Source organism: Sphingosinicella sp. BN140058 (assembly GCF_004135585.1).
Taxonomy (GTDB): domain Bacteria; phylum Pseudomonadota; class Alphaproteobacteria; order Sphingomonadales; family Sphingomonadaceae; genus Allosphingosinicella.
The window spans coordinates 2,208,153-2,232,640 of record NZ_CP035501.1 but is presented as its reverse complement, the minus strand read 5'-3'; the positions used below and the strand labels follow the sequence as shown (position 1 = coordinate 2,232,640).

The 24,488-nt window shown below is 66.7% G+C and carries 24 protein-coding genes and 1 other RNA gene; 6 read left to right on the top strand and 19 right to left on the bottom strand.

What is annotated here, in order from left to right; genetic code table 11:
- Nucleotides 1-67: 67 nt before the first annotated feature.
- A complete protein-coding gene (locus tag ETR14_RS10050) occupies nucleotides 68-661 on the bottom strand; it encodes a LemA family protein (protein ID WP_129384478.1) in 594 nt (197 codons plus the stop codon).
- Nucleotides 662-725: 64 nt separating this feature from the next.
- Here ETR14_RS10050 and ssrA point away from each other — a divergent pair.
- From ssrA to ETR14_RS10035, 3 genes are all read left to right on the top strand, one after another.
- Nucleotides 726-1,133, top strand: a transfer-messenger RNA (tmRNA) gene (gene ssrA, locus ETR14_RS10045).
- Between the two features lie 55 nt (nucleotides 1,134-1,188).
- Nucleotides 1,189-1,656, top strand: a complete 468-nt coding sequence (locus ETR14_RS10040) for a GreA/GreB family elongation factor (RefSeq protein ID WP_129384477.1) — start codon at nucleotides 1,189-1,191, stop codon at nucleotides 1,654-1,656.
- 58 nt (nucleotides 1,657-1,714) lie between these two features.
- Nucleotides 1,715-1,972, top strand: a complete 258-nt coding sequence (locus tag ETR14_RS10035; RefSeq protein ID WP_129384476.1) for a hypothetical protein — start codon at nucleotides 1,715-1,717, stop codon at nucleotides 1,970-1,972.
- A 223-nt stretch (nucleotides 1,973-2,195) separates the two neighbouring features.
- On the opposite strand, the gene pnp is transcribed toward ETR14_RS10035, so the two are convergent.
- From pnp to rimP, 11 genes are all read right to left on the bottom strand, one after another.
- Entirely contained in the window at nucleotides 2,196-4,562 is a 2,367-nt protein-coding gene (gene pnp / locus ETR14_RS10030) for a polyribonucleotide nucleotidyltransferase (protein ID WP_129384475.1), read from the bottom strand.
- A gap of 175 nt (nucleotides 4,563-4,737) precedes the next feature.
- Complete coding sequence (gene rpsO / locus ETR14_RS10025; protein WP_129384474.1) at nucleotides 4,738-5,007, bottom strand: 30S ribosomal protein S15; 270 nt, start codon at nucleotides 5,005-5,007, stop codon at nucleotides 4,738-4,740.
- Between the two features lie 16 nt (nucleotides 5,008-5,023).
- Entirely contained in the window at nucleotides 5,024-6,025 is a 1,002-nt protein-coding gene (gene truB / locus ETR14_RS10020) for a tRNA pseudouridine(55) synthase TruB (RefSeq protein WP_129384473.1), read from the bottom strand.
- A 4-nt stretch (nucleotides 6,026-6,029) separates the two neighbouring features.
- Nucleotides 6,030-6,671 (bottom strand): thymidine kinase, encoded by a 642-nt coding sequence (locus ETR14_RS10015; RefSeq protein ID WP_129384472.1) that lies wholly within the window; start codon nucleotides 6,669-6,671, stop codon nucleotides 6,030-6,032.
- Between the two features lie 44 nt (nucleotides 6,672-6,715).
- Nucleotides 6,716-7,396 (bottom strand): site-2 protease family protein, encoded by a 681-nt coding sequence (locus ETR14_RS10010; protein WP_129384471.1) that lies wholly within the window; start codon nucleotides 7,394-7,396, stop codon nucleotides 6,716-6,718.
- Complete coding sequence (locus ETR14_RS10005; RefSeq protein ID WP_243455843.1) at nucleotides 7,383-7,928, bottom strand: GNAT family N-acetyltransferase; 546 nt, start codon at nucleotides 7,926-7,928, stop codon at nucleotides 7,383-7,385. Before ETR14_RS10005 ends, ETR14_RS10010 begins: the two co-directional genes overlap by 14 nt.
- Nucleotides 7,925-8,323, bottom strand: coding sequence for a 30S ribosome-binding factor RbfA (gene rbfA / locus ETR14_RS10000; RefSeq protein ID WP_129384470.1), 399 nt, complete (start codon nucleotides 8,321-8,323; stop codon nucleotides 7,925-7,927). The genes ETR14_RS10005 and rbfA overlap by 4 nt, the downstream gene beginning before the upstream one ends.
- Before the next feature lie 134 nt (nucleotides 8,324-8,457).
- Nucleotides 8,458-11,178 (bottom strand): translation initiation factor IF-2, encoded by a 2,721-nt coding sequence (infB, locus tag ETR14_RS09995; protein ID WP_129384469.1) that lies wholly within the window; start codon nucleotides 11,176-11,178, stop codon nucleotides 8,458-8,460.
- The gene (locus tag ETR14_RS09990) at nucleotides 11,178-11,873 is read right to left on the bottom strand and encodes a DUF448 domain-containing protein (protein ID WP_129384468.1); all 696 of its coding nucleotides are present in this window, start codon (nucleotides 11,871-11,873) and stop codon (nucleotides 11,178-11,180) included. The genes infB and ETR14_RS09990 overlap by 1 nt, the downstream gene beginning before the upstream one ends.
- A 189-nt stretch (nucleotides 11,874-12,062) precedes the next feature.
- Nucleotides 12,063-13,664 (bottom strand): transcription termination factor NusA, encoded by a 1,602-nt coding sequence (nusA, locus tag ETR14_RS09985; protein WP_129384467.1) that lies wholly within the window; start codon nucleotides 13,662-13,664, stop codon nucleotides 12,063-12,065.
- Nucleotide 13,665: 1 nt separating this feature from the next.
- Nucleotides 13,666-14,193 carry a ribosome maturation protein RimP gene (gene rimP, locus ETR14_RS09980; protein ID WP_129384466.1) on the bottom strand — a complete coding sequence of 176 codons (528 nt, stop codon included), beginning with the start codon at nucleotides 14,191-14,193 and terminating at the stop codon, nucleotides 13,666-13,668.
- A gap of 318 nt (nucleotides 14,194-14,511) precedes the next feature.
- Here rimP and ETR14_RS09975 point away from each other — a divergent pair, with 318 nt between their 5' ends.
- A complete protein-coding gene (locus ETR14_RS09975) occupies nucleotides 14,512-15,654 on the top strand; it encodes a PQQ-dependent sugar dehydrogenase (protein WP_129384465.1) in 1,143 nt (380 codons plus the stop codon).
- 77 nt (nucleotides 15,655-15,731) lie between these two features.
- Here the strand turns inward: ETR14_RS09975 and ETR14_RS09970 are convergent, their stop codons facing one another.
- Entirely contained in the window at nucleotides 15,732-16,832 is a 1,101-nt protein-coding gene (locus ETR14_RS09970) for a hypothetical protein (RefSeq protein ID WP_129384464.1), read from the bottom strand.
- Nucleotides 16,833-16,958: 126 nt separating this feature from the next.
- Here ETR14_RS09970 and ETR14_RS09965 point away from each other — a divergent pair, with 126 nt between their 5' ends.
- Nucleotides 16,959-17,480 carry a hypothetical protein gene (locus tag ETR14_RS09965; RefSeq protein WP_129384463.1) on the top strand — a complete coding sequence of 174 codons (522 nt, stop codon included), beginning with the start codon at nucleotides 16,959-16,961 and terminating at the stop codon, nucleotides 17,478-17,480.
- A gap of 83 nt (nucleotides 17,481-17,563) precedes the next feature.
- Here ETR14_RS09965 and ETR14_RS09960 read toward each other — a convergent pair whose 3' ends face one another.
- On the bottom strand, nucleotides 17,564-18,037 hold the full coding sequence (locus ETR14_RS09960) for an SRPBCC family protein (protein WP_129384462.1): 474 nt from the start codon (nucleotides 18,035-18,037) through the stop codon (nucleotides 17,564-17,566).
- 37 nt (nucleotides 18,038-18,074) lie between these two features.
- Nucleotides 18,075-18,938 carry an SDR family oxidoreductase gene (locus ETR14_RS09955; RefSeq protein ID WP_129384461.1) on the bottom strand — a complete coding sequence of 288 codons (864 nt, stop codon included), beginning with the start codon at nucleotides 18,936-18,938 and terminating at the stop codon, nucleotides 18,075-18,077.
- A 104-nt stretch (nucleotides 18,939-19,042) separates the two neighbouring features.
- On the opposite strand from ETR14_RS09955, the gene ETR14_RS09950 reads away from it, so the two are divergent.
- The gene (locus ETR14_RS09950) at nucleotides 19,043-19,942 is read left to right on the top strand and encodes a LysR family transcriptional regulator (RefSeq protein WP_129384460.1); all 900 of its coding nucleotides are present in this window, start codon (nucleotides 19,043-19,045) and stop codon (nucleotides 19,940-19,942) included.
- A 64-nt stretch (nucleotides 19,943-20,006) separates the two neighbouring features.
- Here the strand turns inward: ETR14_RS09950 and ETR14_RS09945 are convergent, their stop codons facing one another.
- The 4 genes from ETR14_RS09945 to ETR14_RS09930 all read right to left on the bottom strand — a co-directional run bounded on the left by ETR14_RS09945 (nucleotide 20,007) and on the right by ETR14_RS09930 (nucleotide 24,481).
- The gene (locus ETR14_RS09945; protein ID WP_129384459.1) at nucleotides 20,007-20,330 is read right to left on the bottom strand and encodes a hypothetical protein; all 324 of its coding nucleotides are present in this window, start codon (nucleotides 20,328-20,330) and stop codon (nucleotides 20,007-20,009) included.
- Entirely contained in the window at nucleotides 20,327-21,466 is a 1,140-nt protein-coding gene (locus tag ETR14_RS09940; protein ID WP_165356400.1) for a PepSY domain-containing protein, read from the bottom strand. Before ETR14_RS09940 ends, ETR14_RS09945 begins: the two co-directional genes overlap by 4 nt.
- A 4-nt stretch (nucleotides 21,467-21,470) precedes the next feature.
- Complete coding sequence (locus ETR14_RS09935) at nucleotides 21,471-23,579, bottom strand: TonB-dependent receptor (protein WP_165356399.1); 2,109 nt, start codon at nucleotides 23,577-23,579, stop codon at nucleotides 21,471-21,473.
- A gap of 188 nt (nucleotides 23,580-23,767) precedes the next feature.
- Nucleotides 23,768-24,481: an ABC transporter ATP-binding protein gene (locus ETR14_RS09930; protein WP_129384456.1), complete on the bottom strand. Its 714-nt coding sequence runs from the start codon at nucleotides 24,479-24,481 to the stop codon at nucleotides 23,768-23,770.
- Between the last annotated feature and the right edge of the window lie 7 nt (nucleotides 24,482-24,488).

Here is a 24,488-nt window from a genome sequence, read left to right as displayed (position 1 = left end):
AACCCGCTCGAAACCGTCCAGGTCCGCCGTTCGGTGCTTCTTGACCTGCGTTCAGTCACCCTCCCGATCAGCTCGCATTGCCGCCGAAATCGACCTTCGGAGCCTGCTGTGCGCTGGCTGCGGCTTCGAACGGCGCCATCGGCTTCGCACCATAGAAGACCTTCGCGCCGATCACGTCCGGGAAGGTGCGGATGCGGGTGTTATAGGCCTGCACCGCCTCGTTATACTGTTCCCGACGGCGGCCGATCCGGTTCTCGGTGCCTTCGAGCTGGTCCTGGAGGCCGAGGAAATTCTGATTCGTCTTGAGCTCGGGATAGGCTTCCTGAAGCCGCTGAAGCGAGATCGTCAGGCGCGACTGGGCTTCCGCAAGACGGGCCATGGCCTGGGGATCGGTGAGCTGCTCGCCGGTGACCTGGATCTGGTTCGCACTCGCACGGGCCTCGGTGACCTCGCGCAGCACGTCGCGCTCCTGGGAGGCGGCTGCCTTCACCGTCGCAACCAGATTGGGGACCAGATCCGATCGCCGTTGCAGCTCGGTCTGCACGTCTGCCCAGCGGGCCTTGGCTTCTTCCTCGGCGGTGGGAACCGAATTGACGCCGCAGCTCGCCAGCGAAACCCCGGCGACCGGCAGCAGGAAGGCACTCATCAGAGACTTCTTCATCTCGGCAATCCCCTTTTCATTGGACGGGGAGGTAGGGGCTTCGAACCGCCTCCGCAACGGGCGCGGCCTTTAAATCCCTGCGAAAGCGTCTATATGGGTCGTGTCGGCTTCGGCCGACTATGGCGATAAAGTGCAGCGTCGCATAGGCGCAGCGGACCCGGGGGCGGTACCCGGCGGCTCCACCATTTGAGCCGATCGGCCAGCACGCGTGAAGCGTGTCGGCCGAGCGGCTTAGCTGAAGGGGCCGAACTAGGATCGACGTGTGTTGAAAAACGCTGTTTTCGCTCGGGCTGAGTAACCCGTTAAAGGCTCAAAACCACAAGTGCCAACGATAACGAAGCACTCGCGATCGCTGCGTAACTAAGTCCCTCACGGGATAAGGTTACAAAGCTTAGCGCGGCAGGGACCACGCCGGGCAACAGAAGTGGAAACCAGCGGTACGGGGAGCACCGGGCAACAGAAGCTCCCCACTTTCTTTTTCTGAAGAGCGCTGGCCGGTTTCGCCGCTCCTGGCGATGGAGATCCCCATGAGCGTAGCCTTCCGCCGGGAAAGCGACGAGGAGCATAAGGAGCCGAAGTTCGAGCTTCCGCTCCCGCCTGGACCCAATCTCGTCACGGCCCGGGGCCTCGCCCAGATCGAGGCCAGAGTCGCCGAGCGCGAAGCTTTGGTACAGCAGCAATTGGACGAGGATGCGCTGGCCGTCGCCCAGCGCGAGCTCCGCTACTGGCGCACCCGCCTTGCCACCGCCCAGCTTGCCCCGCTGCCGCCGGCCGACGAGGCTGCCTTCGGCTCGCGGGTCACCTTCACCCTCAACGGTCAGCGCAAGAGGGTCGAGATCGTCGGCGACGACGAGGCGGATCCGCACGCCGGCCTGATCTCCTTCTCGGCCCCGCTCGCCCGCGCCCTGATCGGTGCCGGCCCCGGAGACATGGCCGATTTCGGCGGAAGGGCCGACGCGATCGAGATCCTCGAAGTCGGCCCACGCGACGCGTGATTGCGCCGGCCGACGGGGAATGCTGAGAGTGGCGTCACGCCATTGCACGGAGCCCCCGATGACCCGCCGCCTTTCTCTCCTCCTTCTCGCCTGCCTGCCCCTTTCGGCCTGCAGCGACGAGCCCGAAAACCTCCAGGCCAAGGCCGACAATCTCTCGCGCTCGCTCGAGAACAAGGCGGACGTGCTGGAGCGCGATGCCTCCAACGGCGTCGACGCCGCCATCGCCCCGCTCGACAACGAGGCGAATGCCTTGCTGGCTGAGGCGGGGAATGGCGCGGCATCGGCGGACAATGGTGTCGGCAATGCGGCGCAATAATTCGGAGTTCCTCTCCACCAGTCACCGTTCTCGCTGAGCCTGTCGAAGCCCTCTCTTTCCCCTTGCTGTGGGTAAGAAGGAGTGGGCTTCGACGAGCTCAGCCCGAACGGAGCTGAGACGAGAGCAAGCGAAACTGCCGCGACGCACGCGCACCCACCCCCACAAAAACAAAGGGCCGCCGGATCGCTCCGGCGGCCCTTCTTCTTGTCGGTGAGACCCGAACTTAATCGTCGTTGCGGGTCAGGAAGGCCGGCGCGAATTCGGGATCGCCGCCTTCGTTGCTGCCACCTTCGCTGCGCTCGCGACGGGGACCGCGATCACCGCGCTCACCCCCGCGCTCGCCGCCGCGACCACCGCGATCACCGCCGCGTCCGCCACGGCCTTCGCCGTCACGGCGCGGGCCACGGCCGCGATCGCCGCCCCGGTCACCGCGATCACCACGGTCGCTGCGCTCGCCACGGGGACGCTCCTCCCGCGGCGGACGGGTGTCTTCCAGCTCCTCGCCGGTTTCCTGATCGACGACTCGCATCGACAGGCGAACCTTGCCGCGCGGATCGATCTCGAGCACCTTGACCTTGACTTCCTGGCCTTCGGAGAGGGCGTCCGCGACCTTCTCGACCCGCTCGTTCTTGATCTCCGAGACGTGGACGAGACCGTCCTTGCCGCCCATGAAGTTCACGAAGGCGCCGAAATCGACCAGGTTGACGACCTTGCCGGTGTAGACCTTGCCCACTTCCGGCTCTTCGACGATGCCCTGGATCCAGCGGCGTGCCGCTTCGATCTGCGACAGATCGGACGAGCTGATCTTGATGATCCCCTCGTCGTCGATGTCGACCTTGGCGCCGGTGGTTGCGACGATCTCGCGGATCACCTTGCCGCCGGTGCCGATGACGTCACGGATCTTGGTCTTGTCGATCGTCATCGTCTCGATCCGCGGCGCATGCGCCGACAGCTCGGTGCGGGTTTGATCGAGCGCCTTGGCCATCTCGTCGAGGATGTGGGCGCGGCCGGCCTTGGCCTGCTCGAGCGCGGTCTTCATGATCTCCTGGGTGATCCCGGCGATCTTGATGTCCATCTGCAGGCTGGTGATGCCTTCCGACGTGCCGGCGACCTTGAAGTCCATGTCGCCGAGATGATCCTCGTCGCCGAGGATGTCGGACAGAACGGCGAAGTCCTTGCCTTCCAGGATCAGGCCCATGGCGATGCCGGAAACCGGACGCTTAAGCGGAACGCCCGCATCCATCAGCGCCAGCGAACCGCCGCACACCGAGGCCATCGACGACGAGCCGTTCGACTCGGTGATGTCGGAGGTGACCCGGATCGTGTACGGGAATTCCTCGTGGGTCGGCAGCACCGGATTGAGCGCGCGCCAGGCGAGCTTGCCGTGACCGACTTCGCGGCGGCCCGGAGCGCCGAAGCGGCCCACTTCACCGACCGAATAAGGCGGGAAGTTATAGTGGAGCATGAAGCGCTGGTACGACAGCCCGTCGAGGCCGTCGATCATCTGCTCCGCATCCTTGGTGCCAAGGGTGGTGGTGCAGATCGCCTGGGTTTCGCCGCGGGTGAACAGCGACGAACCATGGGTGCGCGGCAGGAAGCCGACCATCGCCTCGATCGGGCGGACGGTCTTGGTGTCGCGACCGTCGATGCGGCGGCCGTCCTTCAGGATGGCGCCGCGGACGATCTCCGCTTCCAGCTTCTTGACCAGCTTCTGCGCAACGAGCTGCTGCTGCGGCTCCGCCTCGGCGAACGCCGCCTTGGCCTTGTCGCGTGCGGCGTTGAGCAGGTTCGAGCGCTCGGACTTGCTGGTGGTGCGATAAGCGGCGGCGATGTCGTCGCCGACGATGTCGCGCAGCTGCTTCTTCAGCGCCGACGGGTCGGCGCCGGTTTCGAGCTCCCACGGATCCTTGGCGGCTTGCTCGGCAAGGCTGATGATCGCGTCGACGACCTTGCGGCTGGCGTCGTGGGCGAACATCACGGCGCCCAGCATCACCTCTTCCGAAAGCTCCTTGGCTTCCGATTCGACCATCATCACCGCCTGGTGGGTGGCGGCGACGATGAGATCGAGATCGCCTTCCTTGACCTGCTCAAGGCTCGGGTTGAGCTGATACTCGCCGTCCTTGTAGCCGACACGGGCGGCGCCGATCGGCCCCATGAAGGGAACGCCGGAGATGGTCAAAGCGGCCGAGGCGGCGATCATCGCGACGATGTCCGGCTCGTTCTCGCCGTCATAGCTCAGCACGTGGGCGATGACGTTGATCTCGTTGTAGAAACCTTCCGGGAAGAGCGGGCGGATCGGCCGGTCGATGAGACGGCTGGTCAGCGTCTCCTTTTCGGTGGCGCCGCGCTCACGCTTGAAGAAGCCGCCCGGGATGCGGCCGGCGGCCGAGAATTTTTCCTGATAGTGAACGGTGAGCGGGAAGAAATCCTGCCCGGCCTTCACATTCTTCGCCGCGGTGACGGCGCAGAGGACGACGGTTTCGCCGATGGTCGCGATCACCGCGCCGTCGGCCTGCCGGGCGACGCGGCCCGTTTCGAGCGTGAGGGTCTTTCCGCCCAGCTCGACTTCCACTTTCTTCGTATCGAACATGTGATTTCCTTCCGTCCGGCCGCCCTATGCGGCCGGGGCCTGTGCGGCCCGGCTTTCCTGCCGGGGCCTTGCGGGCGCTGTCGCCCGGCTTGATGGACCTAAGTTGGTCCGATCGGGCGCTGCCGGATTGCAGGCGCCCGATATGCAAAGCGGCCCCGATCGGGGCCGCTTCGTGTTACTTGCGAAGGCCGAGCTTCGCGATCAGTGCCTGGTAGCGCGCTTCGTCTTCCTTGCGGAGATAATCCAGGAGAGAGCGGCGCTTGTTGACCATCATGAGCAGACCGCGGCGGGAGTGATTGTCCTTGGCGTGGGTCTTGAAATGCTCGGTCAGGTTCGAAATGCGTTCGGTCAGGATCGCGACCTGCACTTCGGGGGAGCCGGTGTCCGTGCTGCCACGGGCGTTGTCGCTGATGATTTCCTGCTTGCGTTCGGCGGTAACCGACATCGTCTATCCTTTCAAATCAGAGGTTGAAGCCGCGCACCACCCGAAGCTCGGAGCGGAGATCGTCTCCGCCGGCTTCCACGAGCGCAACCGGAACAGACTGGTCGGTCGCAAGATGGAGGCCTCGTTGTGCGGCAATCCCGATCAAAACCCGCCCCTGGCGGAGCAGCCTTGCCTGATCGGGGGTGACGGGTAGAGCCGGGATGTCGTCCAGCCCCGCCGTCAGCGGCAAGAGTGTCTGTTCAAGCTCGCGGGCCTTACCGGCTTCGCGCAAATTGTCCAGCGAAATCGCCTGACTAAGGTCGAACGGACCGGCCTTGGTCCGCCGCAACATGGTGACATGGCCGACGCTTTCCAAGGCATGCGCAATGTCCCGCGCGAGCGAGCGGATATACGTGCCCTTCGAAACCTGGGCCCGAAGCGTGACCTCCTGAAGACTCTCCCCGGTACGGGGAGGGGGACCATGCGTAGCATGGTGGAGGGGCTGCTCCGATGTTGGTGCCGGCCCCTCCACCCCGCCGCTACGCGTCGCGATCCCCCTCGCCGTACCGGGGAGGATCTCCAGCGCATGCACCGTCACCGCCCTTGTCTTCATCTCGACGTCCGCACCGGCGCGCGCGAGATCGTAGGCGCGCTTGCCGTCGACCTTGATCGCCGAATAGGCCGGCGGCACCTGCTCGATAGGCCCGATGAACCGGGCAAGCACCGCCTCGACCTGAGCCAGGGTCGGCCGTACCTCCGACGTCGCGACCACCGCTCCTTCGCGGTCGAGCGTATCCGTCTGCGTGCCGAACTCGATCGTGAACTCGTAGACCTTGTCCGAATCGAGCATCCGCCCGCAAAGCTTGGTCGCCTCGCCGAGCGCGATCGGCAGCACGCCGCTTGCCAGCGGATCGAGCGTGCCGCCATGGCCCACCTTCATCTTGCCGTAGCCGCCGTCGCGCAGCGCGCGCTTCGTTGCCGAGACGATGTCGGTCGAGCCGGGCCCCACCGGCTTGTCGATGATCAGCCAGCCATGCATCGCCTCAGCCCGCCCGGACGCTTGCGGCCGCCGGGGCGATCAGCGTGAGGCGGAGCTGGCGTGCGTCGGCCTCCTTGATCCGTTCCATGAAATGGCGCCGGCAGAGCGCGAGGTAACGATCGTTGCCGCCGATCTCGGTCTGCTCGCCGGCCGCGACCGACATCCCGTCGGCGTCGACGCGCAGGTTCATCGTCGCCTTGCGTCCGCACTCGCAGATCGCCTTGAGCTCGACCAATGTATCGGCAAGCGCGAGCAGGTTGGCGCTGCCCTCGAACAGATTGGCCTGGAAATCGGTGCGCAGGCCGTAGGCGAGCACCGGAATGTTGAGTTCGTCGCACACCGAGGCGAGCTGGAAGACCTGGGCTCGGGTCAGGAACTGCGCCTCGTCGACCAGGATGCAGTCGACGCTCCGCTTCTTCAGTTCGGCTTCCACCGCCTGCCGGATGTCGGTCGCCGGCTCGAACGTGTTCGCGTCCGCGCTCAGCCCGATCCGGGACGCGATCGTGCCGAAACCGGCGCGATCGTCGATCCCTGCCGTGTAGAGCATCGGCGCCATCCCCCGCTCGCGATAATTGAACGCGGCCTGCAGCAGCACGGTCGATTTGCCGGCGTTCATCGACGCATAATAGAAATAGAGCTTGGCCATCCTCTCCCTTTAGCGGCTTGGAGACGCGCGGGAAGGGCGAGGGATCAGCCGAGGCCGACGAGCCCGAGCAGGAATCCGGCGATCCCCCGGGCCGGCGGCACCACCAGATGCGCAACGACATTCGCGCGCGGCGACAGCATCGGCAGCACCACCAGCAGGATGACGAGCAGGGGAAAGCCGTAGCGGCCGAGCTTGCGATAGCGGCGCGCCGCGCCCCTCGGCAGCAGGCCTTCGACGACGTGGCCGCCGTCGAAAGGCGGGATCGGCAGCAGGTTGAACACCGCGAGGAAGACGTTGATCAGCAGGAAGTTCTCGAGATTCTCGGCAACGAACCGGCTCACCTGGCTGCCCGCCTGCACGCTCGGCACGATCAGCGGGAGACCGATCGCGGCGAGCAGGGCGAGCGCGAAGTTCATGCCCGGTCCGGCCAGCGCGACGATCATCATGTGGAGGCGTGGATTGCGCATCCGCGCCGCCACGACCGGCACCGGCTTGGCCCAGCCGAACACCGGTGCGCCGGCGACGGCAAGGACGAGCGGCAGCGCGACGGTGCCGATCGGATCGACGTGGCGGATCGGATTGGGGCTGAGCCGGCCGAGATCCCGCGCCGTCGGGTCGCCGAAGGCATTGGCGACCCAGCCATGCGAGATTTCATGAAAGACGATCGCGATGACCAGCGGTATCAGCCAGGTCGCAATCTGAAAGATTAGATTATCCGGCGGCATGGCGGGCGCGATATTCGTCGGCCAGGATAGAGAATAAAACGGTGTCGCGGATGTGGCCGTTCCAGGTGATGCGGTCCTGGCGGATCACGCCTTCGCGCACCCCGCCGATCTTCGCCATCGCCGCCTGCGATCGGCCGTTGCGGGAATCGACCCGAAACTCCACCCGCCGAAAGCCGCAGTCGAACGCGCGGGTCAGCATCAGGTCCTTCACCCGCCGGTTGAACCCGGTGCCACGCATCGCCGGCACATAATAAGTGTTGCCGATTTCCAGCACCATGCGGTCGAGATCGATGCCCAGATAGCAGCTGATCCCGACCAGGGTGTGACCCGAAAAGATCGCGAAGCAGCGCCAGTTCGGCCTTGCCAGGATGCGGTCGAAACTCTCGTCGAAATGCTCCGGATCGTAGGAGGTGGCGTAGATCGGCCAGATCTCCAGGTCCTCGGCACAGGCCGCCTTCAATGCGGCGCGGTGCTCCTCCGCCAGCGGCTCCAGGCGGATCTCTCCGTCCGCCATCGGAGCCCCGAGCGTCACGCCTCGGGATCCCCCAGATCCCGGGCGACCACCGGCGAGCGCAGGATGGAATCGATATGGCTGCCTTCATCGAAGCTCTCGTCGGCGAGGAACTTCAGCTTGGCGGCATATTTGGTGTTCACCCGGGTCGCCACCGAGCGCTGCAGATAGGCGGTGTTGGTGCGCAGCGCCTTCAGCACGGTCGCTTCGTCCTGGCCGAGCAACGGCTTCACGAAGACGGTGGCATGGCGAAGGTCGGGCGACATGCGGACTTCGGTGACCGACACCATGTGGCTGGCAAGCACGTCGTCATGGACGTCGCCGCGCATCAGGATGTCGGACAGCGCGTGGCGTACCTGCTCACCGACGCGGAGCAGGCGGACCGAGCGGCCTTCGGGCGATTCGTTGCGTTTCATCGGTCAGACCATCCACGACAAGCCGAACGCGAGGATCAGGCAGGGGAAGAAGCAGCCGGCGCCTTCCACCAGGCACCCGAGCCCGTCGATACTATCATACCAACGGTCCCTTCGCTTCTTCCCCGCCTTTTTCCTCACAGGGTCCGGGCACGCTCCTCGACCTCGAACACTTCGAGGTGGTCGCCCGCCTTGATGTCGTTCGTGTCGGCGAGCAGCACGCCGCATTCCAGGCCGGCGCGCACTTCGGCGACGTCGTCCTTGAAGCGCCGCAGCGACGAGATCGTCGTCTTGGAGACGATGACGTCCTGCCGCGTGAGGCGGGCGTGGAGCCCCTTGCGAAGCACGCCTTCGAGCACCAGCAGACCGGCCGCCTTGTCCTTCTTGCCGGCCGGGAAGACCTCCTTGACCTCGGCACGGCCGACGACCGTTTCGATGATCTCGGGGCCGAGTTCGCCGGCCATCGCCTGCTTCACCCAGTCGGTGAGATGGTAGATGACGTCGTAATAGCGGAATTCGACGCCGTTGCGCTCGGCGATCTCTCGGGCCTTGGCGTTCGGACGAACGTTGAAGCCGATGATCGGCGCCTTGGACGCGCTGGCGAGGACGACGTCGCTCTCGGTAATGCCGCCGACGCCGGTGTGCAGGATGCGCGCCCGGATGTCTTCGGTCGAGATGCGGTTGATCGCGCTTGCGATCGCTTCCGCCGATCCCTGCACGTCGGCCTTGATGACCAGCGGGAATTCCTTGGTCAGGCTCGCGCGCGAGGCGAACATGTTCTCGAGACTGATCGGCGCCGCGGTGGTCCGCTTGCGGTCGAGCAGGCCCTGGCGGTAGTCGGCGACCTCGCGGGCACGCGCTTCGTTCTCGACGACGGTGAGCACGTCGCCGGCCGACGGAACGCCCGACAGGCCGAGCACTTCCACCGGAACCGAGGGACCCGCTTCCTTCACCTGGCGGCCCTTGTCGTCGATCATCGCGCGAACCTTGCCCGAGATCGCGCCGACGACGAAGATGTCGCCAACCCGCAGGGTGCCGCGCTGAACCAGTACGGTCGCGAGCGGGCCGCGACCCTTGTCGAGCTTGGCCTCCACCACCGCGCCTTCGGCCGGACGGTCGGGGTTGGCGGTAATCTCGAGCAGTTCCGCCTGCAAGGAGATCGCCTCGAGCAAGCCGTCGAGATTGGTCTTCTTCAGCGCCGAGACTTCGACGTCCTGGACGTCGCCGCCCAGATCCTCGACGACGATCTCGTGCTGCAGCAGCTCCTCGCGGACGCGCTGCGGACGGGCGCCGTCCTTGTCGATCTTGTTGATCGCGACGATCATCGGCACGCCGGCCGCCTTGGTGTGGTTGATCGCCTCCACCGTCTGCGGCTTGAGCCCGTCATCGGCCGCCACCACCAGCACGACGATGTCGGTGACGTTGGCACCACGCTGGCGCATCTCGGTAAAGGCTTCGTGGCCCGGCGTATCGAGGAAGGTGATCTTCGATTTGTCGGGCAGCTGGACCTGATAGGCGCCGATATGCTGGGTGATCCCGCCCGCCTCGCCGGAGACGACGTTGGCGCCGCGGATCGCGTCGAGCAGCGAGGTCTTGCCGTGATCGACGTGGCCCATGATGGTGACCACCGGCGGCCGCGGCTGCAGGTTCTCGGCCGCATCGTCTTCGCCGCCAAGGCCGATCTCGACGTCGGATTCGGAGACGCGCTTGATGTTGTGCCCGAATTCGGTGACGAGCAGCTCGGCGGTGTCCTGGTCGATCGTCTGATTGACGGTAACCACCATGCCCATCTTGAACAGCGACTTGACCAGGTCGGCGCCGCGCTCCGCCATTCGGTTGGCGAGCTCGCCGACCGTGATCGTCTCGGGGACGACGACGTCGCGGACTTGCTTGGCCGACGGGCCGGACTGCTGGTGGGCACGCTTTTCCTTCTCGCGGGCGCGGCGAAGCGCAGCGAGCGAGCGAGCGCGATTGTCGTCGTCGCCGCCGGAAAGGGCCCGCGTGACGGTGAGCTTGCCGGCATGGCGGCGATCGTCGCGGCCGCGGCCGGCGCCGGGGCGGGCCGGCTCGGGACGCTTGAGCGCAGGTGCCGGCGCCTTCGGCCGCGGCACGGCGCCGCGGCGTTCTTCCTCGGTCCGCGCGGCGCCCGGCGTGCCCGCGGCGGCGGGTGCCTGGCCGGCAGGAGCGGGAGCGGCGGCTTCCTCGGCGGCGCGGCGCGCAGCCTCCGCAGCCTCTTCCTCGGCCTTGCGGCGCGATTCTTCCTCGGCGCGGCGATTCTCTTCCTGGCGGCGGCGTTCCTCTTCGGTCGCCTGCTGGGCCTGGCGGTCTTCGCGGCGACGCGCCTCCTCGAGCGACATCAGGCGCGCTTCCTCGGCCTCGCGGAGCAGGCGCTCCTGAAGCTCGCGGCGGGCCATCGGATCGTTCGAGGCGGGGCGGACCGGCGCGGCCGGACGCGGAGCGGGCGCGACGGGCTGCGGGGCCCGCGCGGCGGGTGCCGGCGGGGGCGTGACTGGGGCGGAGGCCGCCGGCGCGGGCGCGGCTGGCGCGGCGGGAGCAGCCGCAGCCGCAGCCGCAGGCACAGCCGCAGCCGGAGGCGCCGAGGCCGGTGCCGCCGGTGCAGTGGGTGTCGGCGCCGTTGGAGCGGCGGCGGCCGGTGCGGGTGCCGGCGCCGGCGCTTCCTCGACTCGCGGCGCTTCCTCGCCCGGGCGGCCGAGGATGCGGCGCTTCTTCACTTCGACGACGACGGTGTTCGACCGGCCGTGGCTGAAGCTCTGCTTCACCTTGCCAGTCTCGACGGTGCGTTTCAGGCCCAGCGGCGCGCGCGCTCCCAGCTTCGGCTTATCAGTCGTATCGCTCATTACAATCCTTCGTTCACATCCACAGCCGACGCATCCGACGTACCCGCCGATGCGGCGCTCAGCCCGACCTTCTGACCTATAAAATCGCGCCATCGCTCAAGCGCATGACGCACGCGCTGTGCGGCAGCGCGATCGATGACGGCGACATGTACCACATTCTGGCGTCCGAGGGCCAACGACAATATGGGTCTTTCCGCTGGAAAGACCAGCCCTTGGCGCGCCTCGATCGGACTCTCATCCTCGTCCATGCTGCCGACCCGATAAGCCTGTTCCAGCTTGCGGGTGCCGTCTTCGCCGGCATCGGCGGCGTGGAGCAGCAGATGGACTTCGCCGCGCCGCAGCGCGACGTCGATCTTCTCGCTGCCGGTGATCAGTGTCCCGGCCCTCGCTTCGAGACCGAGCCGATCGAGGGCAGTCTGCCGGAGGGCAGCTTCGATTCGGTCGGCAAGATCCTCCGGCGCCTGAACGGGGCCCTTGAAGGCGCGGGCGAGGGCGCCGCGGAGCTTGCCGTTGGCCTGGGCCTTTTCGAGGGCGGCACGATCGACGCCGATCCAGGCACCGCGGCCCGGCGCTTTCGCCCGCACGTCCGGGGCCACCTGCCCATCCGGACCAAGCGCGAGCCGGATCAGCGCATCACGCGCATCATGCTCTCCGGAAAGGATGCACTTGCGCTCCGCCACATGCTTGTCGCTCATGCGCAGCCCTCCCGAAGGACAAGCCCGCTAAGGCTCCCCTCCCGCCTGCGGGAGGAATAGGGGGTGGGGTGCACGCAAAGCGTGCGCAACGGGCGCAACCGATCACCGCGGCGGCGACTCCGCCCCCGCTGCATCCAATTCGTCGGCAGCCCCGCCCCGAGCAGGGCGGGGGAACGATTCGCTAGGCGTTCATTGGGAGGTTTCCGCAACAGCGTCCTCCCCTTCATCTTCGAACCAATGGGCGCGCGCGGCCATGATGATCTCGTTACCCTGTTCGTCCGAAAGGCCATATTCGGCGAGGATCCCGCCCTTGTCCTCGGAACGGTTGCTCTCGCGCTGGCGGCGCTGCTCGGGCCGCTTCTTCTGGACGAGCTCGTCGGTGGCGAGGTCGGCGAGGTCGTCGAGCGTCTTGATGCCGGCCTTGCCGAGCGTCACCAGCATACCCTCCGTGAGATAAGGCATCTCGGCCAGCGCATCCTCGACGCCCATCGAGCGGCGTTCCTCGCGTGAGGCTTCCTCGCGGCGGTCCAGCGCTTCCTGGGCGCGGCTCTGCAGCTCGGTGGCGAGCTCGTCGTCGAAGCCCTCGATCGAAGCGAGCTCGTCGAGCTCGACATAGGCGACCTCTTCGAGCGCCCCGAAGCCTTCGGCGACCAGCAACTGGGCGAGGGTCTCGTCGACGTCGAGCTCCTCCTGGAACATCGACGAACGCTCGACGAACTCGCGCTGACGCTTCTCGCTGGCGTCGGCCTCGGTCATGATGTCGATCGCCGAGCCGGTGAGCTGGGAGGCGAGGCGGACATTCTGGCCGCGGCGGCCGATCGCCAGGCTCAACTGATCGTCGGGAACGACCACTTCGATGCGGCTCTCTTCTTCGTCGATGACGACGCGGCTGACCGTCGCCGGCTGCAGCGCGTTCACGACGAAGGTCGCGAGATCCTCGGACCAGGGGATGATGTCGATCTTCTCGCCCTGCAGCTCCTGGACGACTGCCTGGACGCGGCTGCCCTTCATGCCGACGCAGGCGCCGACCGGATCGATCGAGCTGTCATGGCTGATCACGCCGATCTTGGCGCGGCTGCCCGGATCGCGGGCGGCGGCCTTGATCTCGATGATCGAGTCGTAGATTTCGGGGACTTCCTGGGCGAACAGCTTCTTCATGAAGTCCGGGTGCGCGCGCGACAGGAAGATCTGCGGTCCGCGGTTTTCGCGGCGGACCGAAAGGATCAGCGCGCGGACGCGGTCGCCGACGCGGACCACTTCACGCGGGATCTGCTGGTCGCGGCGGATGACGCCCTCGGCGCGGCCGAGATCGACGACGACGTGGCCGAATTCCACCCGCTTGACGACGCCGGTGATGATCTCGCCGACGCGATCCTTGAACTCCTCATACTGGCGCTCGCGCTCGGCGTCGCGGACCTTCTGGAAGATCACCTGCTTGGCGGCCTGGGCTGCGATCCGGCCGAACTCGATCGGCGGCAGCGGATCGACGATGAAGTCGCCGAGATCGGCGCCCTTTTGCAGTTTCTGCGCGTCCTTCAGGCTGACCTGCTTGAAATGGTCCTCGACCTCCTCGACCACTTCGACGACGCGCCACAGGCGCAGGTCACCCGAGACGGGATCGAGCTTGGCGCGAATGTCGTTCTCGGCGCCGTAGCGGGCCCGGGCGGCGCGCTGGATCGCGTCTTCCATCGCCTCGATGACGATGCCGCGATCGATCAGCTTCTCGCGCGCGACCGCGTCGGCGATGGCGAGCAGTTCGGCCTTGTTGGCGGAAACGGCAGCAGTGGCCATGTCAGTCTTCCTCTACTTGAATTCTGTCGGCACCGTCCGCGGACAATGGCGCGGTCGCGGCGATGAGTTTGTCGGTCATGACGAGCTTGGCGGAGCGCAGCGATGCGAACGGGAGCCCGGTCGCACCCATGCCCGGCACCTCGATCAGCACGGTGTCGCCTTCGACGCCGAGCAGGTCGCCGGTGAACTGCTTGCGGTTGGCGAACGGCTCCTCGAGCGTGATCCGGGCCTGATGGCCCTTCCAATCCTCGAAATCCTGAAGCCGGGTCAGCGGCCGATCGATTCCGGGCGAGCTGACTTCCAGGCGGTAGGCGCCCTCGATCGGATCGCTCTCGTCCAATATGTCCGAAATCCGGCGCGACAGGCGCTCGCAATCCTCGAGCGTCAGCTGGCGCGTGTCGGGGCGCTCCGCCATCACCTGCAAGGTCGGGTCGGACGTGCCGCCGATCATCTTCACGCGCACCAGCGCCAGCCCCTCGGCCTGCGCCGCGGGTTCGATAAGGCTCTGTACTGCGGTGATGTCCGCCATGCGAAGTCGGTCCCAAAAACAAAGCTGCCTCGTGCCGGCCCCGACCCCGGGACCAGCCTCAACGTCTAACGATGTCGAGGAAGGTGAACGCCATATAGGCCCAAGCCGCAAAGACGACAAGCACGGAATCGGCAGGGGTAGACCATTGATGTTCCGTCATTCTCGTCCTTGCCCTAGCGACTGACACCATGAGGACCTGCCAAGGCGGCGCCTGCGCGAGGCGCAGGGATTGATCGCGCTGGGTCCAGCCACTTGACCATCTTGACGGAGCCGCGGCGGATCAGCAGGACCATGGAGGTAACGACACCGGAGGTCTCGATGCGCGCGTTCAACCTGGCTGCACTCCCGATCCTCATGCTCGCCGCCTCGGCCTGCAACGCGCAGAGCGAGGCGGGCGGCACCGCGCGCTCGGTCGGCGCCGGTGAGCGTCCGTTCAAGGTCGAACCGGTCGCAACGTTCGACGAGCCGTGGGCGATGACCTTCCTGCCCGGCGGCCACGCCTTGATCTCCGAGAAGGCGGGGCGCCTCAAGCTGCTGCCGCCGGGCGGCGGCACGCCGATCGAGGTCGCCGGTGTGCCCAAGGTCGATTATGGCGGACAAGGCGGGCTGGGCGACGTCGTCCTCCACCCCGAATTCAGCGAGAACAATCTTGTCTATCTGAGCTGGGCGGAGGCCGGCGAAGGCAATACCCACGGCGCGGTGGTCGGCCGCGCTAAGTTGGTCCGCGACGGCGGCAGCGCCCGGCTCGACGGGCTGCAGACGATCTGGCGGCAGTCGCCCAAGGTCGAAGGCCAGGGCCATTATTCCCACCGCATTGCCTTCGGTCCGGATCGCAAGCTCTACATCACCAGCGGCGAGCGTCAGAAGTTCACGCCGGCGCAGGACATGAACCAGAATCTGGGCAAGGTCATTCGCTTGAACGACGACGGCTCGGTACCGGCCGACAATCCGTTCGCCGCCCGCGGCGGGGTCGCGGCGCAGGTCTGGAGCCTCGGCCACCGCAACCTGCTCGGCATCGCCTTCGACGGCCAGGGGCAATTGTGGACCAACGAAATGGGGCCGAAGGGCGGAGACGAACTCAACCGGATCGAGCGCGGTTCGAACTACGGCTATCCGCTCGTCTCGAACGGCGATCATTATGACGGCAAGCCGATCCCCGATCACGACACCCGGCCCGATCTCAATGCCCCGGAAGTGTGGTGGACCCCGGTGATCTCGCCCTCCAGCCTGATCTTCTATTCGGGCGCCAAATTCCCGGCCTGGCGCGGCAGCGCCCTGATCGGCGGCTTGTCCAGCGAGGCCCTGATCCGGGTCAGCTTCGACGGCACCAGCGCTCGCGAGGCGGAGCGCTTCCCGATGGGCAAGCGAATCCGCGAAGTGGAACAAGGGGCGGACGGCTCCGTCTACCTGCTGGAAGACGGCGAGGGCGGGCGCCTGCTGCGGCTCGTGCCGGCGGCCTGAGCGGCGCTGAGGCAGAGCCGGATCGGGAGGAAGCGGCTGGACGGCGGCTCCGATCTCCTCACGCTCCACAGCAAGGACTAGGGCCGCTCGCCCCGTGCGAGACTGAGCGCAGACCAGGGGATGATCGCCCAGTCCGGCGCGTCGCAGGCGCGCTGCACGCGCGGAAAATAGGCACCGAGCCACAGGCCCTTGTCGGACAGCATCCAGGCCGGGAAATGCCAGACATCGGGGTCCGAATAGTCGCAAGCGTCGTCGTCTCCGCCGGGCGGTGCCATCTCCGCGGGATGATAGCGCTTCAGCAGCGCGACGACGCCCGGCGCAAAGCTGTTGGCGCGGTAGGCGTACCAGCCGTTGCTCTCTTGCCGAGGAACCGGTGCCGCTCCGAAGTGCAGAAGATCATCCAGGGCTAAGGGGCGGCCGGTGCGAAGGTCGTAGCTGTGCCCCACCGTTCCGAAATCCGGGTGGGCAGTGCCCGCGCAGCTCCAACTGGTCGTCCAGGAATAGCTCATGTGACGGGCGCCGATCCACGGCCTGCTCGCCTCCGCGATTTCCGTGCCGGCCACTCCGTCCGATCCGGTGCAGGCGAACCAGGCCGAGATCGTCCGCCACTGATCGCGGGCGAGAGCATGGTTGATCGCCGTCATCGGCGCGGCCGGAATACCGGACTCCAGGCGGAACAGGCGGATGCCGGACAGCGGCTCGCGGTACCAGCGTATCGTCCGCGCGCCGATGGTTTCGGCCTGCTGCGGCACGAGCCGAAGGCCGGCGAGTTGCCGGCGCTCGTAGAGACTCAATGTGGACGGCACTTCCGCAGGGAAGGCGCCCGGTCCGTCCGCGGGACGCAGGCTTACGGCGAGCTTCCGGGCCTTTGCGGTGGTCAGCGTCCCCGTGAGAGTCGCACCCACCCGCTTCAGGTGCAGCTGGTCGCCGGTCGTTCGCGACATCAGGACAATCGTGTCGCCGTCCGCCTTGCCGGACAGATCGATGTCGAGCCGCGAACGCTGGTAGAAATAACGGCCGAAAATCTCTCCCTCGCTCTCCGTCAGGGCGGCGACGACGCGTGCGTCGCCGACGAAGCCTTCGTAAACCGCTTCCGTCTCCGCTGCGGCCGCGGCCCGGGCCGGCAGGATCAGGCACAAGCAGAGGGCAGCCAGGATGGGGAAGGCGGATCGTTGCATGATCATTGGGTCCAAGCGAGGGAAATGGGGGTTTAGGCGATCGCATCGGCGGCGACGACCTCAAAGGCGGCATCGGCATGTTCAGAGCGGCTTTCCGACCGCCCCTGATCTGATACGGCCCGCCTCATGATGGTTCTTCGTTCGGCATCTCCTCCGCTCTTGCGGCTCGCAGCGATGGCGATGCTGGCGGCGCCGCCAATTGCGGTCGCCGCCGCATCCGCGATCCATACGCCGGCGCCCGGAAGTGCGGAGCGCATCGCCATTCTCAAAATCCTCCACGATGGCGACGACAGACCCGAGGCGCGCTTCCGGATCCGGCAGTTCCGCGTGGTCCGAACGGGTCCGCGCGCGCTTGCCTACGTCCAGGGCGAGGGCGAGGTCGGCGCCTTCCAGGCACTCCTTCAGCAGGAAGGCCGAACCCCGTGGCGCAAGGTGTGGGGCGAGGGTGACGGCGGCAGCAACAGCTGCGAAGCCGGTGCGCGTCACTACGCCTGGGCGCTGGACCTCGTCCGCCGCTACGAGATCGATCCGAACGCGCTGTTTCCGGGCCTCGTCGCGCAGACACGGAAGCTCAAGCGGATGGCCAGGGCCGAGCCCGATGTCGACTGCGTCGGCGATCTCGAGGGCGGGCCGGGGGGATCGCTGTAGCCGTCCAGCGCCGCAAAGAAGGCTTGAGGGGACCCGGACGCCATTGCGCACGCACTGACGTCCGGGTCGGGGGGCGCTATCAATCAGAGCGTTCCCGCTGCGAGCATCTCCCGGGTACGCTTGAGGGTGGACAGGAGCGCCGCCTTGTAGCCACCGTCGCTGTCGAACTGCGCCTCTTCCGCCTGCTCCTCGGGTCCACCGGGTTCGATACCACGCAGTCCGAGGTAGCAGTAGAAACGGAGGTGGAGCGTGCCCGCCTCGTCCTCGATCAGCTCGTTTACGATCGCGCCCTCGCGCGGACCGGCGGCCTGGAAGAAGGTCACTTTGCTTTCCGGTTCGAGCACGATGATCTCGCGCAGGTCGGCGCCGGCAATGGTCGCCTCCCGCACGAAATGGGTGGCGCTCTCCTCGGTGACTTCGCAGCGCGTGCACAGGCCCGGCGGGAGGAAGAGGCGGGCGTCGCGCGCCTTGCGCTCGAGCCCCTTCCAGACCTGGGCACGGGTCAGGTTGGTTCCGCCAACGGGGTTCACCGGAACGGTCGCGGTCGAGTAGATCATGTCGGAACTCCTGGTTTGGGGATTGGGAGAAGAGGGCTCAGGCGGCGATCTCGGCCGCGAAGTCGCGATAGGGGCGCAAGGGGCGCCCGAGCAGGGCGGTCAGCCGGTCGACATCGCCAGCATCGGGAACCATGCCGTCGGTCAGGAAGCGCTCCGCCATCAGCCGCATGTCCAGCGCCATCCAGCCTGGCATGAACTGCCGCAGATTCTGCTCGAAGCCGCCGGTGTCGTCGCCGGGATAGGTGATCGTCCGGCCTAGCACGTCGCTCCAGATCGCGGCCACCTCGGCGCCGGTCAGCGTGTCCGGGCCGACGAGGTTGATTCGGGTCACGGGCAGCGGCGCGTCAGCCTGCTCGCGCCGCATCAACTCGATCGCGGCGACCTCGCCGACATCGCGGGAGTCGATCATGGCGAGGCCCTTGGCGCCGATCGGCATCGGGTAGAGGCCATAGCCGGCAACCACGTCCTTGATCGTCTTGTCGTTGTCCATGAAATAGGCGGGTCGCAGGATGGTCGCATTGAGCCCCATCTGCTCGATCATCCGCTCGACGCCGAACTTGCCGGCGAAATGGGGCACGTTCACGTACAGATCGCTGTGGATCACCGACAGATAGACGATGCGTTCGATCCCGGCCTCCCTGGCGACGGCGAGCGCAACGAGCGCCTGGGTGAATTCATCCGCCACCACGCCGTTCAGCAGGAACAGAGTGGAGACTCCGGCGAAGGCGCTGCGCAGAGCATCGACGTCGAGCAGGTCTCCTTGAACGATGTCGACACCGGCCGGGAAGCGCGCCTTGGCGGGATCGCGCACGAGGGCGCGGACGTCGGCACCGCGGCGGACGAGCTGTTCGACGACGTTGCGGCCGACATTTCCGGTTGCGCCGGTAACGAGGATGGTCATGGGGGGCACTCCTTGGTTGAGCCACTTGGCTCTTCTCCAATTAGTGATCCACATGCGCCCCAATAGACGCTAGATCTGGACGCACCGTCTCACTGGTGGAACACATGGACCTGCTCGCTCTCGCCGACTACACCCTGGTCGCCCGCCACGGCGGGTTCGGCAAGGCGGCGCGCGCCACCGGCCGCCCGAAGGCGACCCTGTCCCGGCGTGTGGCGGACCTGGAGGCGGGCCTCGGCCTGCGCCTGTTCGAACGCGGGGCGCGCGATCTGAAACTCACCGAGGAGGGACGGGCCTTGTTCGCGCGCGCGGGACAGCTTCTCACCGAACTCGAGGAAACGGCCGTGGAAATCGCCTCCGGCGGTTCGCGGCCGCGCGGACGCCTGCGGATCAGCGCCCCGCTGCTCTTCTGCCAGACGGCGATGGGCAAGCTCGCCGGCGACTTCGCGCTCCGCTACCCCGAGGTTCGGCTGGAGGTCACCAGCGAGGATCGCCCGGTCGACATGATCGAGGAGGGGTTCGATCTCGTCATCCGGGTCAATCCGGATCCGGACGAGAGCCTGGTCGGCCGCGCCTTTCTCCACGATCGTCTGGTGGTCGTCGCCAGTCCCGCGCTCCGCCGTCCGAGGGGAGACGATCCAGCCGACGCCGTGGCGGCCGTCGTCCGCGCTTCCGGCGACCAACCGGAATGGCGGGTTCGGACCCGGGAGGGCCGGGAGACGATCCGGACGCGGCCCGTGCTGAGCCTCTCGTCCCTGATCATGGTTCGCGACGCGGTCCGGGCCGGAGTCGGCGCCGCCCGCCTGCCGATCTCACTGGTAAGCCACGATCTCGCCGACGGCACCCTCGTCCATTGGGGCGACGTCGATGCACCGGACATCGCCTTATGGACGCTCTACCCTACGCGGCGTCTGCTCAGCGCACGCGTGTCCGCCTTCATCGACCAGTTGAGACAAGCCTTTCCCAATGGAACGCCGGACGAGCTTGCCGCCTATATTGGAAAGTAGGGCGCGCCCGCTGCGGCGCATGCGCGGCTGAGCGGGCGCCGAGGCGGGCAGGACCGGGCGCCGTTCACGTACGTTCGACTGGACGGCAAGCGATGCCGGCGACCGCGCCATCTTCCGGAGTGACGATCATTGCACCCGAGTCGAAGCCGATCGGCTTGACTGCGGCAAGGACGACGGCCGGGTTTCTCTCCTCCCTCGTCGGGCGCAGGAGGAACGCACCGTCTTCACGGCGTTGGACTCGGAACCGGCTGCCCTCCACCGAGACGATTCCGCATGCGTCGGCCGCGCCCTCGTCGGGGAGCCAGGAAGAATATGCCGCGATCGGAGAAGCGATCAGGAGCAGGCTTGGCCATTTGGCCCATCCTAGCGCGTCGAGCCAGCGCATCATCGAACCGCCTGCGCAGCCCGCGCGGTCCGTTTCGCAAAAATGATCACGCCGGTCGCGCTGAGGCCGGTCAGCAGCAGCCCGAAGAGAACCCAGATCAGCTTGGTTGCGACCCCACCGAAATTGCCGAAATGCAGCGGATCGGCCATGTGCACCCAACGCTCCAAGGGTGACAGACGGCCGGCGTCGCGCACGCCGATCACCCGATCGGTGACCGGGTCGACGAACACGGCGTTGGTGCGCTCCCGCACCAGCCAGGCGCGCCATTGTCCCTGGACGATCACGGGGTCGCTTTCGGCATAAGGCATCTGGATTCCGGTAATTGCGATTTCGGGAAAGCGGGCGCGGGTGGCCGCGATCCAGCCGGCCACGCGTGCAGGCTCCGGCGTCGGCAGGATGTAGCGGGTTCGCGCCTCGGGCAGGGGCGTTTCCAGAGACGGCGCCGCGCGCTCGACGAAATACCAGACCGAGGTAAGGCCGATCAGAGTCACGAACCACAGCGACCAGAGGCCAACCAGCCGGTGCAGATCGCCCGCCCAGGTTCGGGTCGAGCGCCGCCAGCGTGGCGTCCGGAAGAAGCCGCGCCAGAACTTCTTGTAGGTGAGCAGCCCGGTGACCAGCGACAGGATCAGGACGAAACCAAGGCTGGTGACGACGTAGAAGGGCCAGTCGGTCGGCAGCAGCAGATAATAATGAAGCGCTCGCATGACGAAGTGAAAGGTCGGTCCGCTCCCCTCGCCGGTGACGATCATCCGTGACGGATCGATATAGACCCGGCGCGCGGTGCCGTCGGGCAGGACGATGTCGGCCTGGCGCACGAAATAGCCCGTCTCAGCCCGGTCGTAGGTGCCGAGGCTCTGGATATAGGCGTCCGGATGCCGGTCGCGGACCAGCGCCCACATCGCGGCATAATCGTCCGTGCGACCGTTGCTGGTTCCCCGCAACTCCGGCTGCACCAGCCATTCGAGCTCATGACTGATCGTGGCGATCGTTCCTGTCAGGCAGACGAAGCCGAGGAACAGGCTGAGCTTCAGCCCGAACAGGCTGTGCAGGAGAAAGGCAAGCGGCCGCCGCACCGCACGGCCGGGTTCGGCCGGTGCGTCTCGCCGTGGAAGGGGGATCGTCGCCGGCCGGCTCACCGCATCAGAACCGCGCCGCCACGCCCAGCGTGATGCGGCGGCCGGCGCCTCGATAATAAGCGAAGCTGCCGCTTCCCGCCGCCTGGTTGTTGGGGCTGATATAGGTTTCGTCGAGCAGATTGTCGGCCGCGACGTAGATCTCCGCGGGGCCGATGCCATAACGGGCACTGGCGCTGACCAAGGTCACCGCATCGGTGTCGACGAGGCCCAGTCCTTCCTCGGCGGGGCTGAAGAAGGATGATGCGCCGTAATGGGAAACCTGGAGGCCGATCCCGATTTCGTCCGTTGGCGTCCAGTCGGCTCTGGCGGTGATCCGAAGCGGCACCACCACGTCCGTCGCATAGTTGATGTACCGGTCGAGGTCGTCGTCGAAGACTTTGCCCCGTTGCAGCGTCAGGATCCCGGACAGCTCAAGCGCCTGGTCGACCTTCCAGCCGAGTTCCGCTTCGACGCCGTGGAAGCGTTGTGGCGAGCGGAGCGGGATCAGCGGGCAGATCGGAGTCACGCCGGCGCAGCTCGGATCTGCCTGCAGCAAAGCGGCGCTCTTCGATTCGGAATGGTAAGCCGCCGCGCCGAAGCGCACCGGGCCGACCGATCCGCGCACGCCGATCTCATATTGGTCGGAGGTGGCCGGCTCCGGCGTAAGGGTCGCCGGATTGCGGATGTTGCGGGCCGCGCGGCCAAGCTGCGACAATTCCGCGCCCTGGCTGAAGCCCCCGTAAAGCTGGATGTCGGGCGTGATCCTGTAAACCGCGCCGAGGTTGAACAGGGTCAGCGCGGATTTGCCGATATCGCCGGGTGTGCCGCGCCCCGGCAGATCGGGCCGGAAAGCATGCGCGGTGATCTCGCCGCGATACCATTCGTGCCGTGCGCCGCCGGTCAGCGTCACCGCGCCGACAGAGAGCTCGGCCTGTGCGAACGGCGCGTAAGTCCTGAGCACGATTTCGGGGGACAGAGCACTGGTCACCGTCTCATTCTCATCGACCACGAAGCGGTACAGCGCGTTGCGGGTATAATCGAAGCCGTAGCTGGTCTTGAGCGCGACCCCGTCGCCCAGAGCATAGTCCCGCACCGCCGCCGAGCGGATGCCGAACCGCTCGTTGCGACGGTTGGACGAGAAGAAGCTGTCGCCGGTAGCGGCATCGAAGAAATTGTCGCGCTGCTTTATCGACTGATGTTGGTAGAACAGGCTCAGCGTCAGCGCATGGCCGAGCAGGTCGGGATGGCTGTAGCCCAGAGTGGTGGTGACATCGCGGTCGCGACCCTGGCCGACCTGCGGATTGGGCGCGACCTCGATCACCTCGGCAAGGTCGGTGCCGGGGATCAGCATGCCGCTCGGATAGAATTGCCGCCCGACATCCTCATGGTGGAAGGTGGTGATCCACCGAAGCTCGCTTCCGCCGGGCAGCGCAAGTCCGAACGAGCCCAGCAGGTCGATCGCCTCGTAGGCGCCGGACAGCAACGGATCGCCGACGGCGTCGCGAATGCGCCCGCCGTCCGTATAGGCGGTCGCCACATAATAATCGAACGCCCCACTCCGCTGGCCGGCACCGGCATAGACGTCCGTCGTCCAGGTGTCGTCCGCGCGCTCGGTGTTGAAGCTGGTCTGCGCCGTCAGATCGACGGCCAGGTCATCGGTTCGGCCGCGCTTGGTGATCAGATTGATGATCCCGCCCGGCGCGCCTGCGCCGTAAAGCGCGGTGCCGCCCCGGACCACTTCCACCCGCTCCAGCGCGAATGGGCTGATCGTGAATGGACCGGTGCAGGAGCCCTGGCGCAGATCCTCGTTGATCGGCACCCCGTTCAACTGAAACGAAACGGCGCGGCCGCGCACGCGCGTCAGGCAGGAGCCGCGGGTCTCGCTCGGCTGGATGTTGAGGCCGGGCACGACCGCTTCCAGCCCGGACAGGAGGTTCCTGTTTTGCCTGAGCTGCTCGACGATCGCATCCTCGTCCGCGATTGAGACGGAGATGGGAAGCTGCTCGATCGGCGAGCCCGCTCTCGTAGCCGTGACGATGATCTCGCCATCGGCGGTTTCGCCCGTCTCCGCGTGGAGCGGCGCTGCCGCAAGCGCAGCCAGCGCCGACACGAGGCAACCACTTGAATGTCGCAATGCGTTCCTCCCCATTTCCCCGCGGGCCGCAGTAAAACGCTTCAAGCGCTATTGCAACGCATTCGCAGAATGGGGCGCTTGAGAGCCTCGGTGGTGCGCTGCAGGGCTTCACCCCTGATCGGATGCCATTTGTAGCCGCCCCCCGATCATGATCGCGCTCGGATCCGGAGCCCCACCACCGGCGCTTGTCAGGCTGCGATCCGCCCCATCTCTTCCAGGTAGAGGTGCTCCAGTTCGGATGCGGTGATGGCGGCCGTATCAATCATCAGGCGAAGCTGGCCGCCGCGCATAACGCCGATCCGGGTGCCGACCTCGCGTGCGCGGAACAGGTCGTGGGTGACCATCAGCACCGCGGCACCGGCATCGCGTTGCCTGACGATCAGCGTGTGGAACTCGGCCGAAGCCTGCGGATCGAGCCCGGAAGTCGGCTCGTCGAGCAGCAGCGCGCGCGCCTGCTTGGCGATCGCTAGCGCCAGGCCGACCTTCTGCCGCATGCCCTTGGAATAGGCGCTGGCGCGGCGATCCATCGCGTCCCGCGCGAGCCCGGCACGCCCGAGGCACTCCCGCAGACGCGTCGCGGAAACGTCCTCGATTCCTGACAAGGCCGCGAAATAGGCGAGATTCTCGAGGCCGCTGAGCGCGCCGAACAGCGCGATCTGCTCCGGCACATAGAGCAACTTCCGCTTTGATCCGATCGTGTCGGCGCGGACGTCGACGCCGTCGACCCGCGCCTCGCCGGAGGTCGGTTCGAGGAAGCCGAGGAAGAGATTGATCGTCGTCGTCTTGCCTGCGCCGTTGGCGCCGAGAAGGCAGACGATCTCCCCCGGAGGAACCGTGAGGTTCAGCCCGTCGAGCGCCCGGTGCGAGCCGAAATCCTTGGTGAGAGCGACAGCTTCGAGCATGGATGGG

What these genes read in the sequence shown, in the direction of transcription:
- rimP (WP_129384466.1), bottom strand. Translation starts at nt 14,193, where the DNA reads ATGGCGGACATCACCGCAGTACAGAGCCTTATCGAACCCGCGGCGCAG.
- pnp (WP_129384475.1), bottom strand. Translation starts at nt 4,562, where the DNA reads ATGTTCGATACGAAGAAAGTGGAAGTCGAGCTGGGCGGAAAGACCCTC.
- ETR14_RS10035 (WP_129384476.1), top strand. Translation starts at nt 1,715, where the DNA reads ATGACCCGCCGCCTTTCTCTCCTCCTTCTCGCCTGCCTGCCCCTTTCG.
- ETR14_RS09945 (WP_129384459.1), bottom strand. Translation starts at nt 20,330, where the DNA reads ATGATGCGCTGGCTCGACGCGCTAGGATGGGCCAAATGGCCAAGCCTG.
- rbfA (WP_129384470.1), bottom strand. Translation starts at nt 8,323, where the DNA reads ATGAAACGCAACGAATCGCCCGAAGGCCGCTCGGTCCGCCTGCTCCGC.
- ETR14_RS09930 (WP_129384456.1), bottom strand. Translation starts at nt 24,481, where the DNA reads ATGCTCGAAGCTGTCGCTCTCACCAAGGATTTCGGCTCGCACCGGGCG.
- ETR14_RS10010 (WP_129384471.1), bottom strand. Translation starts at nt 7,396, where the DNA reads ATGCCGCCGGATAATCTAATCTTTCAGATTGCGACCTGGCTGATACCG.
- ETR14_RS10015 (WP_129384472.1), bottom strand. Translation starts at nt 6,671, where the DNA reads ATGGCCAAGCTCTATTTCTATTATGCGTCGATGAACGCCGGCAAATCG.
- infB (WP_129384469.1), bottom strand. Translation starts at nt 11,178, where the DNA reads ATGAGCGATACGACTGATAAGCCGAAGCTGGGAGCGCGCGCGCCGCTG.
- truB (WP_129384473.1), bottom strand. Translation starts at nt 6,025, where the DNA reads ATGCATGGCTGGCTGATCATCGACAAGCCGGTGGGGCCCGGCTCGACC.
- ETR14_RS09975 (WP_129384465.1), top strand. Translation starts at nt 14,512, where the DNA reads ATGCGCGCGTTCAACCTGGCTGCACTCCCGATCCTCATGCTCGCCGCC.
- nusA (WP_129384467.1), bottom strand. Translation starts at nt 13,664, where the DNA reads ATGGCCACTGCTGCCGTTTCCGCCAACAAGGCCGAACTGCTCGCCATC.
- ETR14_RS10050 (WP_129384478.1), bottom strand. Translation starts at nt 661, where the DNA reads ATGAAGAAGTCTCTGATGAGTGCCTTCCTGCTGCCGGTCGCCGGGGTT.
- ETR14_RS09950 (WP_129384460.1), top strand. Translation starts at nt 19,043, where the DNA reads ATGGACCTGCTCGCTCTCGCCGACTACACCCTGGTCGCCCGCCACGGC.
- ETR14_RS09960 (WP_129384462.1), bottom strand. Translation starts at nt 18,037, where the DNA reads ATGATCTACTCGACCGCGACCGTTCCGGTGAACCCCGTTGGCGGAACC.
- ETR14_RS09955 (WP_129384461.1), bottom strand. Translation starts at nt 18,938, where the DNA reads ATGACCATCCTCGTTACCGGCGCAACCGGAAATGTCGGCCGCAACGTC.
- ETR14_RS09970 (WP_129384464.1), bottom strand. Translation starts at nt 16,832, where the DNA reads ATGCAACGATCCGCCTTCCCCATCCTGGCTGCCCTCTGCTTGTGCCTG.
- ETR14_RS10040 (WP_129384477.1), top strand. Translation starts at nt 1,189, where the DNA reads ATGAGCGTAGCCTTCCGCCGGGAAAGCGACGAGGAGCATAAGGAGCCG.
- rpsO (WP_129384474.1), bottom strand. Translation starts at nt 5,007, where the DNA reads ATGTCGGTTACCGCCGAACGCAAGCAGGAAATCATCAGCGACAACGCC.
- ETR14_RS09965 (WP_129384463.1), top strand. Translation starts at nt 16,959, where the DNA reads ATGATGGTTCTTCGTTCGGCATCTCCTCCGCTCTTGCGGCTCGCAGCG.
- ETR14_RS09990 (WP_129384468.1), bottom strand. Translation starts at nt 11,873, where the DNA reads ATGAGCGACAAGCATGTGGCGGAGCGCAAGTGCATCCTTTCCGGAGAG.